Below are 14,265 nucleotides of genomic sequence, written 5' to 3'. Positions count from 1 at the left end.
GCGGCCAAGCCGGCAGCGGCGGCAGCCAAGCCTGCAGCCAAGGCGGCCAAGCCGGCAGCCAAGCCGGCGCAGTCGGCGGCGGCCAAGGCCGCGGCGGCGACCGCCAAGCCGGCGGCCGCTGCGGTGGCCAAGCCGGCGACGGCTGGGCCCGCAGCGGTGCCGCTGGTGGAGGAGCCCGGGTTCAACGACGGCGCCGGGGTGCTGGTGCAGCCCGGTGGCCGGGCGGACATCCTGGACAGCGAGCTGCTGTACAACCAGTCCGGCGGCAACGGCGGCGGGCTGGCGAACTTCGGCACCGCCCGGCTCATCAAGACCACCGTGGCGCACAACACCGCCTTCTTCTTCGGCGGCGGCATCTTCAACGCCGGCGTACTCGAGGTCAACGAGTCGAAGGTCAAGGACAACAACGCGATCATCGGCGGTGGCGGCATCGCCAACGGCGCTGCGGAGATCTTCACCGACGACGTCGACGGCGGCTCGGTCTGGGTCTACAAGAGCGAGGTCTCCGACAACCGGACGCTCGGCTTCGGCGGCGGCGTCCTGGACGTCGAGGGCACCACGACCCTGCACGAGACGAAGGTCAGCAACAACACCGCGCTGCTCGCCGGTGGTGGCGTCGCGGTGGCCGACAGCCAGCTCACCCTCAAGCACGCCACGGTGGCCGGGAACAGCACCGCCGGCGTGGGTGGCGGCCTGGCGGTGGCCTTCGACAGCACCGCGACCGTGGAGAACAGCTGGATCAAGGACAACACGGCCGGGTTCTTCGGCGCCGGCCTCTTCAACGAGGACAGCGTCACCACCCTGCGCGACAGCGAGGTCGTGGGCAACCGGGCAGTCGGTCCGCTGGCCCGCGGCGGCGGCATCTTCAACACCAACCGGGGCGAGGTCACGCTCCACCGGACGAAGGTGGCGCACAACTTCGCCACTCTCCCGCCCGGGGGCATCTTCAACAACCTCGGCAGCACCGTGACCCTGGACGACAAGTCCGCGGTCACCGCCAACCGTCCCACCAACTGCTTCAACGTTCCGGACTGCTTCGCCTGATCGGTGGGGCTGATCCACATAGAGGGTGCGCCCCTCCGAGCCGGTGACGGCGCGGAGGGGCGTACCTGTTTGGGCAGGTCACGGGGGGCGACGAGCGCCTTGGGTGGGCCTGTGCCCGGGCGGGGCGTCCGGCCCGTCGAGGACGAACACGAACCGAATGTGGGCTTCTTTCGGATAAGCCCGCGAGGCGAGGATCCTTCTCATACGGTGTTTTTGGGAGCTACAACCGATTTGTAGCAGGGGACGCCCGCCTGAGGGCGGCGACCCTGTCTGGTACGAGGAGAGGGCAGAGAGCTCCGATGTCCAACTACCTAACGAACAACGAAGCCTCCGGGCAGGCGTCGGCCAAGCGCCGCCGCAAGCTCTGGCTCGCCAGTGGCGTAGCCGGATTGACGGGCGTGATCAGTCTCGCGGCGGTGGGCGTCGCGGGCAGCGCCGGCGCGGTCGGCGGCCTGAACTGGAACACCGCACAGGTCAGCAAGGACGGCGACCAGCGCGGTGACGAGGGTCGCGAGTGGGACAAGGACAAGAACCGGGACGACAAGGACCGGGACAAGGACAAGGACCACGAGCGCGGGAAGGAGGTGCCCTGCGACACCGACAAGCTGATTCAGGCGATCGTCTTCGCCAACAGCAAGCACGGCGGTGTGCTGGAGCTGGCCAAGGGCTGCACCTACAACCTGACCCGCAACGACTACGAGGGCAACGGCCTGCCGATCATCACCGAGCGGATCACCCTCAAGGGCGAGCACACGACGATCGCCCGCGACGCCACGGCCGACTACTTCCGGATCCTCAACGTCGGCAGCGGTGGGCACCTCACGATCAAGGGCCTGACCATCAAGGGCGGCCAGACGCTCGAACTGTTCAACAGCGTCCAGCCGGCGGACGTCTGGGCGTCCTACTCGGACTCCGAGGCGATCGCCGCGCAGGTGAAGGCGGGCGTTCCGCTGAACCAGGCGCTCGCCACCCGCCAGGCCAACCCGAAGGCGGGCCTGAAGGCGGCGCCGAAGGTCACGCCCAAGGCCGCCCCGGCCGCTCAGAACGGCGTCGTCACGCCGCTCGTCGAGGAGCCGGACGCGAACGACGGCGCCGGCATCCTGGTCCAGCCGGGCGGCACCGCCGAGATCCTGGAGTCCGAGGTCGTCCTCAACCAGTCGGGCGGCAACGGAGGTGGCGTGGCCAACTTCGGCACCACGAAGATCTGGCACAGCACCATCGCCCGCAACACCGCCTTCTTCTTCGGTGGCGGCGTCTTCAACGCCGGCCTGCTCAAGGTCGAGGAGTCGAAGATCAAGGACAACACCGCCATCATCGGCGGTGGCGGCATCTCGAACGGCGCCGCGGAGATCTTCACCGATGACGTCGACGGCGGGACCGTCGAGCTGAAGAAGAGCGAGATCAGCGACAACGAGACGCTGGGCTTCGGCGGTGGCCTCCTCGACATCGAGGGCAACACCACCGCGTACGGGACCAAGTTCGTCTCGAACACCGCGGTCCTCGCCGGTGGCGGCATCGCCGCGGCCGAGAGCCAGATGAACCTGCACGACGTCACGGTGGAGAAGAACAGCACCGCCGGTGTCGGTGGTGGCCTGGCCATCGCCTTCGACAGCGCGGTCACCGTCGAGAAGAGCTCCATCAAGGACAACACCGCCGGCTTCTTCGGCGGCGGCGTCTTCAACGCGGACAGCGTCCTCACGCTGCGCGACAGTGAGGTCGTCGGCAACCGGGCCATCGGGCCGATCGGGGTCGGCGGCGGCATCTTCAACATCTTCGGCGAGGTCAACCTGTCGAAGACGAAGGTCGCCCACAACTTCTCCACCTTCGCTCCGGGCGGTGTGTTCAGCTTCTTCGGCGAGGTGAACGTGGACAACAAGTCCGCCATCACCGCGAACCGTCCGACGAACTGCCTGGCCATCCCGGGCGGCACCATCGAGAACTGCTTCGCCTGATCACCCTCGGGTGACGTGCGGCCGGCGACGGCGGCACGACGGCCAGCAGACAGGGGACCGGCCCCCTTCCGCACGACGCGGAAGGGGGCCGGTTCACGTCGTGACCGGCTACCTCTGCACGAAGACCGCCACGCTGCGCGCCGGGACGGTGAACGTGCCGGCCGCCCGGTCGAACGAGGCCGTCCGCAGCAGCTGGTCGGCCGAGTTCACCAGCACCGGGTGCAGTGCCACGTCCGCGCCGCGCAGTCCGGTCAGCGTCTGCTTCGCCACCTCCGGCGTGCTGTTGAACACGACGGTGACCGACTTCCACGTCCCGCCCAGCCCCCGGGCGTCCAGGGTCATCGTCAGCACGCCCGGCGTCTCCTGCGCCCCGGACAGCGGGAACGCCACCCGCTTCTGCACCTGCTCGGCGGTGCTCAGCCCGAACACCGGCGAGGACGCCCGGATGCGCAGCAGCTCGGCGTACCGGGCGTCGGTGGTGTTGACCGCCGTGCAGTCCGGCACCAGCGCCGGGTCGGCCAGCAGCGGCTTCGCGTACGGCCACTTGTCCTCGTTGTCCTGCACCGGCGGCAGGCCGGCGCCGAACCCGTTGCCGTCCGCGCAGCCCCAACGGATCTGGTTGAACCAGTCACCGGAGTTGTACGAGTTGCGGTCCAGCGACTTCGACCGCAGCCGCTCGGTGCCGGCGGTGACGAACCCGCTGCCCTGACCCAGCACCACCGTGCCCAGCGCCAGCACCTGCATCCGGGCGCGGTCCACGGCAGCGGTGGCCTGCGGCAGCTTGTACGCCAGCGCGTCGTACAGGATCTCGTTGTCGTGCGCGTCGACGTAGGTGACCGCCTCGCCGGGCGCGGCGGTGTAGCCGGCCGGCGAGCCGTTGTAGTCCACCTGCGCGCCGGTGACCTGCCGCCCGGCGGAGTCGGTGAACCGGTACCCGCGCAGGTTGCCGGTGAGCCCCACCTTGATCAGGTCGTGGGCGTGCAGCAGCCGCGCCTTCTGCTCCGCCGGTGACCCGTTGACCGGGTCACCGTTGGGGTCGGTGTAGAGCCCGGAGGCGAAGCCCTGCGTCCGAGGGTTCGCGTCGAACGGCCCGCCGCCGCGTACCGCGTCGCGCAGCCGGTCGTTGAAGGTGCCGATACCGGTGCCGGCCATGTTGGCCTGGGTGGCCTGCACGAACCGGGCGTCGTTGGCGACCTCGCCGAAGTTCCAACCCTCGCCGTAGAGCAGGATCGACCTACCGTCCACCCCGTCGCGGGCCACGGTCAGCCGGTCCAGCGCCTTGCGCACGGCCAGGATGTTCGCCTTCGGGTGGTGGCCCATCAGGTCAAACCGGAAACCGTCCACCTTGTAGTGCCGGGCCCAGGTGACCAGCGAGTCGACGACCAGCTTGCCCATCATGGCGTGCTCCGGCGCCGTGTTGGCGCAGCAGGTGGAGTTGGCCACTGTGCCGTCCTCCAGCAGCCGCTGGTAGTAGCCCGGCACGATCTGGTCCAGCACCGACTTCTCGTCGACGCCCGCGGCCGAGGTGTGGTTGTAGACCACGTCCATGACCACCCGCAGGCCGGCGTCGTTCACCCCGGCGACCATCCGCCGGAACTCGGTGGTCCGCGCCGCGCCAACCGGGTCGACCGCGTAGCCGCCCTCCGGCACGGTGTAGTGCAGCGGGTCGTAGCCCCAGTTGTAGCCGTCGGCCTCGGCGACCGCCGCCACGCACTTCTGCTGCTCCTCCGAATCCGGCGGCAGCGCCGCCAGGTCACAGGCCGGCTGACGCTGATCGGCCCGCTTCTCCGGGATCGTCGCGAAGTCGAACGCCGGCAGGAGGTGCAGGTGGGTGACCCCGGCGTCGCCGAGCGCCCTCAGGTGGGTCATGCCGGCGGTCTTCGGGTCGGTGAAGGCGAGGAACGTCCCCCGCCGCTCGGCCGGCACGGTGTCGTCGGCGATGGAGAAGTCCCGCACCGACAGTTCGGAGATCTGCGCCTTCGCCGCCGGCACCGAAGCCGGTTTGCGCAGCGTCCGCCAGCCCGCCGGGGCCAGCGCCGGGTCGTTCAGGTCGACCAGCTGGCTGTGCGTGGAGTCCGCCGCCAGGGCCACCGAGTACGGGTCGGTCACCGATGCGGTGACCATTCGCTGCGCCGCCGGCTGCCACGCCTGCACCTGGTACCGGTAGTACTTCCCGGTCCAGGCGCGGCTGCCGCGTACCGACCAGACGCCGGTGCGGTCGTCGCGGCGCATCGGCACCGTCGTCGTCTGCGCGGTGGGCGAGTCGAACAGTTGCAGCGCCACCGTCCGGGCGGTCGGCGCCCAGAGCGCCAGGCTCGGCGTGCGGCCGTCAAAGGTCGGCCCGAGGGTGGCGTCGGTGGCCCGGGAGTAGACGTCGTCGAGCACGCCGGGGATCTGCACGCCGGTGGCGGCGAGCAGGGCGCCCTCGGCGTCGCGTTCGGTGACGAGCACCTGCCCGCGCAGCGCCGCCGGCACCTTGGCCAGGTCGCGTCGGTCCAGCGTGAAGCCGCGGTACGACCACAGGTGCGGGAACGCGGTGCGCTGGGCCTCGGTGAGGCCGTTGCGCTGCGCCCGCAGCGGCAGCGTGGTGTACGTCCCGGTCAGCTCCCCGTCGACCACCCCGACCCCGCCGGTGGGCGCGGTGACCAGCGCGTACGTCCGACCATCGGTCGGGCCGGTCTGCCAGGCCACGGTGGACCGGTCGATCCAGTGCGCCTTCTGTTTGCTGATGTCGGTGTCCCGGCCGGCGCCGGTCGCGGTCGAGGGCAGCAGCCGGCCCGGGGTGGCGGCGAGCAACCACACCTCCCGGCCCGCGCTGGCGAAGTCGAGCCGCTGGTCGTCGGGCAGATCCTTGGTGTCGCCCCGGTGCAGGATGTAGTTCAGCCCGGTCGCCCCGGCCGCCAGCGGCACCCGGAACACCGCTCCGAAGGCGTCGACGGAGGTCGGCTCGAACGGTGCGGACCACTCGGTCGGGTTGGCGGCGCCGTCCCACAGGTGCAGGCCCCACCCGTCGTAGTTGCCGTCGGCCCTCCGGTAGTGGATCACCGCGGTGCCGTCCTCGACCGGCGGATCCGGTTCACCGGTGGCCGCCTGCCGGGTCGGGTGGATCGCCGGGTCGCCCTGCTTGAGCCAGACCTCCCCGGTCCGGGTGACGTCGATGCTGCGGTCCGCGTCGACGTCCTTCGTGCCGTTCTTGTCGACCACCAGGAAGCTCACCGACTTCGCGCCCGGCTTGAGCTTCACCCAGGCGAACCGGCCGTACGAGTCCTCCCCGGCGAACGGCTGGCCCTTCGGCCACTCGGTGACGTACGCCGGGTCGATGTCACCCCAGGCGTACAGCCCCCAGTCGTCGTACCCGCCGGCGGGACGCTGGTAGTGCACCACCGCCCACTCCCGCGACGCGCCCTGGGCCGGCGTGCCCACGATGGCGGCGGACCGGGCGGTCGCGGTGCGGCCCCGCCCGTCGCGGACCACCGCCTTGTACTCCACCGGCGTCCCGCCGGCCAGCCCGGTCAGGTCGTGCTGCACGGTGTACGGCGCGTGGTCGGCGCTGCCCAGCAGCGTCCACCGGCCGCCGGCGACCCGGGCCGCCACGGTGACGGTGGCCAGCGGGTCACCGGTCACCTGGGCGCTGACCGCCGCCCGGGTGGCCACCGGCGCGCCCGGTGCGGGAGAGGTGATGGTGATGGTCGGTCCGCCGGCGGGCCGCGCCACCGGTGTGCCGGCCCGCTGCACCACCGCCGACAGCGGCGGCACGGTCAGGGTCAGCTTGCCGTCGGCCCCAGCCTGTCCGGTGGAGCCGCCGCCGTAGATGCCGGTGAAGGTGGCGCCGGCCGACCAGGTGTCCACGGTGACAGTCTGCGCGGTGTCGGCGTTGTTCACCGCCACCACGTACTCGATGCGCTCGGCCGGGGCGATCCGGGAGGCGGCGAAGACGCCCGGGCCGTCGGCGGCGTACCGGGTGACCTGCACGCCGTCGCGCAGCGCCGGGTGCGCCTGGCGCAGCCGGCCCAGCTCCGCGATGGTCCGGTACAGCGGGTGGGTGGGGTCGAACTGGTCACTGGCATGGGTGCGGTCCGTGCCGAGCAGGTCGTCGTCGAGGTAGTCGGGAACCTTCGAGGCGAACATGTCCTGCCGGGCGTCCTTGTCGCCGCCGGGGCCGGTGAAGCCCTGCTCGTCGCCGGAGTAGATCACCGGCTGGCCCCGGGTGAGGAACATCAACTGGTGCGCGAGCTGGTCCCGCCGCAGGTGGCTGCCCGGGTCGGTGCCCCCGCCGGCGATGAACGAGCCGATCCGGCCCATGTCGTGGTTGCCGAGGAAGGTGGTGAGCCGGCCCGCGTCGGTGTCCCGGGCGGCGTAGAGGTCGTCGCGGGCGTACACGTCGGCGAGCGCCTTCGCCGAGCCGCCGGCCGCGGTGTAGCCCCGCGCGGCCTCCTGGAACGCGAAGTCGAGGGTGGCAGGCAGGCCACCCTGCCGGACGTAGCTGGAGCTGATCTCCGGGTCGGCGCTGTACACCTCGCCGAACATGAAGAAGTCCTTCTTGCCGGCCTTCTCGGCGGCCCGCTCGATGCCCTGGCTGAACTGCGGCCAGAAGTCCATGTTGACGTGCTTGACGGTGTCCAGCCGGAAGCCGTCGACGCCGGTCGCGCCGATCCAGTCCCCGTACGCCTTGGTCAGCCCCCGCACCACCTCGGGGCGCTCGGTCCACAGGTCGTCGAGGCCGAAGAAGTCGCCGTACTCGCTGTTCTCGCCAGCGAAGGTGGAGTCGCCCCGGTTGTGGTACATGGTGGCGTCGTTCAACCAGGCCGGGACCTTGACCGTGGCGTCCTTCGGCTCGGCGAACGTCGGGGTGTACGGGAACGACGTCTGGTTCACCGGTGGGAAGGCGCGCGTGCCGTCGGCGTAGTTGCGGTCCTCGAACGCCCGCCCCTGCGCGTCGGTGTACGGCGAGGTCGCCTTGTCCACGTAGGCGTACTTGTCCTCGGCGTACTTGATGACGTCGGCGGTGTGGTTGACGATCACGTCGAGGTAGATCTTGATGCCACGCTGGTGGGCGAGCTTGACCAGCCGCTTCATCTCCTCGTTGGTGCCGAAGTGCGGGTCCACCTGGGTGAAGTCGGTGATCCAGTAGCCGTGGTAGCCGGCCGAGATGTCGTCGCCGGAGCCCTGCACGGGCCGATTCTTGAAGATCGGTGCGAGCCAGATGGCCGTGGTGCCCATCCCCTGGATGTAGTCCAGCTTGTCGATGACGCCCTTCAGGTCACCGCCGTGGTAGAAGCCCTTGTCGGTCGGGTCGAGGCCGGTACGCAGCCGGTCACCGGCCAGGCCACCCCGGTCGTTGCGGGGATCGCCGTTGGCGAACCGGTCCGGCAGGACGAAGTAGAACTGCTCGGCCCGGGCGGTGTCGCTGCCCGCCTTCAGCAGCGCCTCGGCGGTGGGCTCGTCGCGCCACTGGACGGCGCCGGTGACAGCGAGGGCGTCGGTGCCGGACGGGCGGGGGTCCGCGGCGGCGGGACGCACCGCGACCGGACTGCCGACGAGGGTGAGGGTGAGCAGGGAGACGAGGGCGAGCAGGGCGGTGCGCGGTGTCGGCGGGGATTTCATCGACGGCCTTCCTCTGGTCGTGATTGGCCGCACGCTAACCCTTGCCGAAACAATCTGCAATACCTTGCAAACAAAGTCGTAACAGAGCAGCCTCCTTGCGGAAGCGTGGCACACCAGCCGTGCGTCCATTCACGACGGCCCAGGTCAGAACCCGGTGCAGCGCACCCCGTCGACCGTGCACGCGCGCGGCGTGGTCGACGCCCGCTCCAGGTGGAACCGCAACGTCGCCGACCCGCCCGCCGGCACATCCACCCCACTGACGTACGTGAAGCCGCCGTCGGTCTGCCGCACCGTCCCCTGTGGCACGCCCTCCACCCAGGCGGTCACCAGCCGCCCGCCGGTGAAGTCCAACCGCACCGTCCAGCCGCGGTCCGCGCCGGCCGCGTTGACGATCAGCACCTCGCCGATGAAGCCCCCGTCGAAGCTCTGCACGACCCGGTACCGGCCACTCACCCCGGGCGCGACCTGCGGTTGCCGGGTCGGCGACCCGCTCGACGTCGGCCCGGCCGTCCGGCCCGCCGTCGGCTGCCGCGACCCGGCCGCCGCGCTCGGTGACAGCCCACTCGCGCGCGGGGACAACCCGGGCCGCAACGGCGACGCCGACGATTTCGCAGGCGTCGGCGTCGCGACGATGGGCGGAACCGTGCCCTGCGGCAGTGGCAGCGCCGGCGGCGGCGCCGACACGTCGTCCGGCGCCGGGCTACGTCCCCGATACGCGCCCAGGGCCACGAAGAGCAGGACCACCATCACCACGACGCCGGCGAACACCACGATCCAGGGCGACGACGCGACAGCGGCCGGACCACGGGACGGTCGCGGGGCGCGACGCATGCCGGACATGTACCTCCCTCAGCGGGCCGTCCGGGCAGCGTAGCCACCGACGGCCCGACCCGGAAGGCTCCCGCGACGGCCCACCGAACGGGGCGCCAGGTCAAGCGAGCTGGCAGTCGACCCCGTTGACCGTGCACCGGTGCGGCCGCTCCCCCGAGTCGTCCCAGCCGAGCCGCAGCCGCAGCGTCCGGGTGTCACCCGGGGCCAGCGCACCCGTACCGCGCAGCACGAAATCGCCGTCGCCGCGCGCCGACACCGAGACGTCGGAGTCCCCGCTGACCCGCAGCCCCCGCACGTCGTCGTCGAATGCCAGCTCCACCCGCCAGTCCAGCGTCCCACCCGACTCGTTCGTGACCGACAGCACCGCCTCGTCCCCGTCCCAGCCATCCGTTCCGACCTGGTACCGGGCGGTGACCGTCCCGTCCACCGGGCCCAACGGCGCCGCCGGCGCCGCCGGGGCCGCCGGGGCGCTCGTCCGGCTCGGAGCCGGCGAGCTGCTGCTGACCCGCGGCGACGGCGTCCGACTGCTGAGCGACGGCTGCGGCGACGCCGTGCGGCGCTCCCCCGCGGTCCGCGTCGGAGTCGGAGTCGGACTCGCCGTGGCCGTGGCCGACGCGGCGGCCGGCACGGTCGGCAGGAACACCGGCGGCGCGGCCTGCGACGTGGCCTCCCGCTCCCGGGTACGGAACGACAGGAGCGCGACCACCAACAACACCACCAGCACGCAGACGCCGAGCAGCACCACGATCCACGGCACCGACGCCAGCACCCGAGCCGCCCGCGCACCCTCCGCACCGTCCGGCCGCACCGCCATCAGGTCTCCCCTCGTCCCCCACCGACGCGCCAGCGTAGCCAGCACCGACCAGACCGGAAACCGGGTGGGTACGGATCGGACCGACCAGCCAACCCGCAGCGGAAAACGGCTCGATCGAGCCGGTTGGTCAGGCCGTCCGGACGACCGTGGAGATGACCGGCCCCTCACTGGTGGTCCGCAGCAGGTAGCTGTACCGCTCCCCCGGCACCGCGTGCCCCTGACTGTCCAGGAATTCCCACTCCACCGCCACCATCGTCAGCAGCGCGGACATCGGCCGAACGTCCTCGATCCGCGCGTGCGCCGCCACCAGTTCCCGGTCCTGGTAGTCGGGTGCGGCGCCCACGAAGGACAGCGCCACCGCCGCCGGCGAGTTGAACGAGAAGCTGTAGGTGTCGGCCACCACCAACCCGGGCAGTGCGTAGCAGCTGGCGATGGCCGGCAGGTCGCCGGAGGTCAACGCCACGCCGTACCGGTCGAAGAAGTCGGTCAGCGCGTCGAGATCCGTGGAGGCGTTCACGGCCCAGAAATTGCCGGTCACCGGGCCGGTCAAACCTCAGCGCGGCGGAACCTGGACCTCGATCTCCGCGCCCAGCCGGGCGTCGGCGGCCAGCCCCAGGTCGTCCCCACTCCAGAACCGCCCCGGGTCATACCAGTTCGGTCGCCGGCCGGCGGGCAGCAGCCCCATCGCCTCGTAGGTCACCGCCACCACCTCGGCGCAGTACGCCGTTTCCAACGCCCGGTCCCGGGTCGCCGCCGACCCGCCCGTCGACGGGGCCGGAGTCGACCGCGGCGCCGACCGGCCGGGTCGCGGCAACGACGGCACCCGACCGCGCACCCACCGCCAGGCCAACTGCGCGGTGGACGGGAACGGCGTGCCGTCCAACCGCGCGATCGTCCGCAGCACCGCCCGTTCCATCTCCCCGTCCGCCGGTGGATCGAGCTGCCGCAGCCAGGCCCGCTGGCCGTACCGGTTGGCCCAGACGCAGACCGCGTCCCGCAGGTCGTGCAGCTGCACACCGCGCTGGTGGGTGCCGGACCACAGATCCGGCAACGACCTGCCCAGCTCCGCGTGCCACATCAGCGGCGGCATGTCGTCCAGCACCACCGCCATGCCCACATGGTTGACCGGACTGTTGGTGGTGATCTGGATCGCCCGGTCCGGCACGCTGCGACCCCGGAACACCCACACGTCGCCGGTGCGGGTCAACTCGACGGCCTCGTCCAGGCTGATGCTCATGAGGGTCTAGCCTAGGCCGATGCGGCAACGAATGCGGTGGTGGAAGGTCCTCGGGTTGGCCGGCCTCGCCGGCGTCGCGGCCACCGGTGTGGTCATCGCCCGGGCCGAACGACGTCGGCGCGCGTACACGCCGGAGGAGATCCGGCAGCGGCTGCTCGAACGGCACGCCCAGGCGAGCGACGCCGAGAAACCCGCCGACCCGGCCTGACCACCCGCCTCGACACCTTCCGGCGAAAACCGAAACCTCCCGAACGCCTTCCGGACGCACTGCGTCGGGAAGGCGTTCTGTCTTTCCGCGCGCGGGTTTCGCGCGCGCGAGACCCGCGGCTGTCCGTTACCTGACGTCCGCCGACGACGTGTGCAACCGACCTCGATACCCGGGCGTGTGTGGTGCAACGGCCGCGCAGAGCCGCACACGGGGAAGAGAGGCGCGTGATGTCATGGTGGCCCCACAGATGGTCCTGACACCGGACGGCACCCAACCGTCCGATTTCGACGAGTTCTACCGCGCCAGGTTCCAGGGCCTCACCCTCCAGCTGTACGCCTACATCGGTGATCTGGCTGAGGCGCAGGACCTGGTACAGGAAGCCTTCTGCCGTGCCTTCGTCCGGTGGAAGAAGATCGGCACCTACGACGACCCCACCAGCTGGGTGCGCCGGGTGGCGTGGAACCTGGCGAACAGCCGGTTCCGGGTGCGGCGGAGCGCCCGCGCCTTCCTTCACGGACAGCGCCAGACGGTCGTGCCCGGACCGGACCCCGACCGGGTCGCGCTGGTCCGGGCTCTCGCCACCCTGCCGCCCCGGCATCGCCGAGCGGTGGTGCTGCACCACATGGCCCAGCTGTCCGTCGGCGAGATCGCCGTCCAGGAGGGCGTGGCCGAAGGAACCGTCAAGTCATGGCTGAGCCGCGGACGTGCGGCGCTGGCCGCGCAACTGAGAGGAGACCTGTGATGAACGAGTACGACGATGAGCAGCTCGTCGACCGGGCGTTCGCGAGCTTCACGTCGGACCCGGGTGCCGTTGTTCAGGCGCCGGGCGGGGTGCGGGACACGGTGAGCCAACGACGCAGAATGCGGGTCACGACGATGCTCGTCACCGCGGGACTCGCGACCGTTCTGCCGCTCGGGATGTTCATGGGGACCGGACGCGGGCAGCCCGACGCGACCGGGGCGAGCGCGAACGCCACCGCCAGCGGGACCGAAGGACCGAGCACGCCGACCGCGAGCCCGTCGCCGACACCGACACCGACCCCGACGCTGACCCCGAGCGCCGCGCCGAGGACCTCGGCGCCCCCCGACCGTTCCATCAGCCTCGCTCAGCTGACCGCCGCGCCGGTCGGCGTTCCGAAGTGGCCGTGGAGCGGCTCGGCCGAGGTCACCTGCGCCAGCGGACGGGTCACGCTACGACCCACGGCCGACGTGAGCGGAGCCCGAGTCGGCGTCGTCGACCTGGTCCGGACCAACCTGGACGACGACCCGGAGGCGGAGACCGCCGCCCTGCTGCGCTGCGGATACGGGGCGGAGCAGGTGGTGGCATTCGACCGGGACGACCACGGAACGATCATCACCCTTGGCCGGGTCGCCGCGACCGACCAGTCGACGCCGGCCATCGTGAAGGCGACGGCGCGGTCGCGGGGTGGCGTGACGGTCACCGTCGCCGACACCCGGGCCTCGGACGACCAGCGGCGCCAGGAGCGGTCGTTCGCCTGGAACGGCTCGTGGTTCGCGCACGTGGGTGGGCCGACGGCGTTCCCGCCCCGGGTGCGTGCGGCTGATCTGGGCCTGACCGTGGCCACCCCGGTGGCGGCACCGGTGTCCGGGCCCTGCGAGGGGAAGTACCGGAAGGTGTCAGTGACCTTCACCGTCACCAACCACAGCACCCAGACCTCGGGGCGCTTCCACCTGGAGTGGCGCGGCGGCATGTTCCTGCCGAACGGCACATACGACTCGCCCTACTGGCTGGACACCCCGGGAGACCCGGCGGAGGACAGTGGGTACCGCGGCCTGAAGCGCGGAGAGAGCGTGCAGCTCACCTACACGTTCACGACCGACGCGTGCGTGAACGAGTGGGGCTTCACGACCGACATCCGCAGCAACACGCCCGACCCGGACGAGTCGAACAATCACGTCCTCTGGTGGCTGCGAATCCAGTAATCGTCCGGACGGTAACCGCACGATCGACGGCCGGTCTCCCGTGACGGGAGACCGGCCCTGTCGTGGGGCGGCCCTGTCGTGGGGCGGCCCGGTCGCGGGACGGCCCGGTCGCGGGACGGCCCGGTCGCGGGACGGTTTGGTCGCGGGACGGTTTGGTCGCGGGGCGGCATCCGCACCGGAGAGCGTGATACCTCAGAGTCATAAATATGCCTCACAGGTATACGGCTCGACTGCCTACTACCCGGGCCCGCTCGAACGCCGCGAATCGTGGCTGCGGGGGGGGTGGGACTTCCGAGGGCTTGATGTCCGGTTCACGATGGGCGCGACTGGCCTCTTTGTCCGGTTTGAGAGGCGGATGTACCGTGGCCGGGCACCCGTGGGTGGAATCCAGGGCCGGCCGGGTTCGTTATACCTGGCAGATCACCGCGGCCCCCGGGCCCGGCGCGGCAGGCTCCGGGAACACCCGCCGGGCCGCCGCGGTTACATCCCCCGTAGCCGGCGACCATGCGGCAGCCGTCGGGAACACCCGCCAGGCCGCCGCGGTTACATCCCCCGTAGCCGGCGACCATGCGGCAGCCGTCGGGAACACCCGCCAGGCCGCCCCGGTTACATCCCCCGGACACCCGAGCAG

At 71.3% G+C, this 14,265-nt stretch carries 9 protein-coding genes and 1 pseudogene; 5 read left to right on the top strand and 5 right to left on the bottom strand.

Annotated elements, in window-relative coordinates:
* Both EAD98_RS30960 and EAD98_RS16605 read left to right on the top strand, forming a co-directional pair.
* Positions 1–1,044: pseudogene (locus tag EAD98_RS30960) on the top strand (hypothetical protein); the annotation flags it as partial.
* Positions 1,045–1,343: 299 nt separating this feature from the next.
* Positions 1,344–2,996: a hypothetical protein gene (locus EAD98_RS16605; protein ID WP_121654973.1), complete on the top strand. Its 1,653-nt coding sequence runs from the start codon at positions 1,344–1,346 to the stop codon at positions 2,994–2,996.
* 108 nt (positions 2,997–3,104) lie between these two features.
* Here the strand turns inward: EAD98_RS16605 and pulA are convergent, their stop codons facing one another.
* The 5 genes from pulA to EAD98_RS16580 all read right to left on the bottom strand — a co-directional run bounded on the left by pulA (position 3,105) and on the right by EAD98_RS16580 (position 11,482).
* Positions 3,105–8,600 carry a pullulanase-type alpha-1,6-glucosidase gene (pulA, locus tag EAD98_RS16600; RefSeq protein ID WP_121654972.1) on the bottom strand — a complete coding sequence of 1,832 codons (5,496 nt, stop codon included), beginning with the start codon at positions 8,598–8,600 and terminating at the stop codon, positions 3,105–3,107.
* A 144-nt stretch (positions 8,601–8,744) separates the two neighbouring features.
* Positions 8,745–9,440: a cellulose binding domain-containing protein gene (locus tag EAD98_RS16595; RefSeq protein ID WP_233583857.1), complete on the bottom strand. Its 696-nt coding sequence runs from the start codon at positions 9,438–9,440 to the stop codon at positions 8,745–8,747.
* Positions 9,441–9,531: 91 nt separating this feature from the next.
* Entirely contained in the window at positions 9,532–10,245 is a 714-nt protein-coding gene (locus EAD98_RS16590; protein WP_121654970.1) for a hypothetical protein, read from the bottom strand.
* Positions 10,246–10,372: 127 nt separating this feature from the next.
* Positions 10,373–10,762 carry a hypothetical protein gene (locus EAD98_RS16585; RefSeq protein ID WP_121654974.1) on the bottom strand — a complete coding sequence of 130 codons (390 nt, stop codon included), beginning with the start codon at positions 10,760–10,762 and terminating at the stop codon, positions 10,373–10,375.
* Positions 10,763–10,798: 36 nt separating this feature from the next.
* Entirely contained in the window at positions 10,799–11,482 is a 684-nt protein-coding gene (locus tag EAD98_RS16580; RefSeq protein WP_121654969.1) for a hypothetical protein, read from the bottom strand.
* Positions 11,483–11,501: 19 nt separating this feature from the next.
* On the opposite strand from EAD98_RS16580, the gene EAD98_RS16575 reads away from it, so the two are divergent.
* The 3 genes from EAD98_RS16575 to EAD98_RS16565 all read left to right on the top strand — a co-directional run bounded on the left by EAD98_RS16575 (position 11,502) and on the right by EAD98_RS16565 (position 13,634).
* Positions 11,502–11,690, top strand: a complete 189-nt coding sequence (locus EAD98_RS16575) for a hypothetical protein (protein WP_121654968.1) — start codon at positions 11,502–11,504, stop codon at positions 11,688–11,690.
* 247 nt (positions 11,691–11,937) lie between these two features.
* The gene (locus EAD98_RS16570) at positions 11,938–12,432 is read left to right on the top strand and encodes a SigE family RNA polymerase sigma factor (RefSeq protein ID WP_233578845.1); all 495 of its coding nucleotides are present in this window, start codon (positions 11,938–11,940) and stop codon (positions 12,430–12,432) included.
* Positions 12,432–13,634, top strand: a complete 1,203-nt coding sequence (locus EAD98_RS16565; RefSeq protein ID WP_121654966.1) for a hypothetical protein — start codon at positions 12,432–12,434, stop codon at positions 13,632–13,634. The genes EAD98_RS16570 and EAD98_RS16565 overlap by 1 nt, the downstream gene beginning before the upstream one ends.
* Positions 13,635–14,265 lie beyond the last annotated feature (631 nt).

The sequence above is a fragment of the Micromonospora sp. CV4 genome (assembly GCF_003667455.1).
GTDB lineage: Bacteria > Actinomycetota > Actinomycetes > Mycobacteriales > Micromonosporaceae > Micromonospora.
This window is presented reverse-complemented; position numbering and strand designations above follow the sequence as displayed.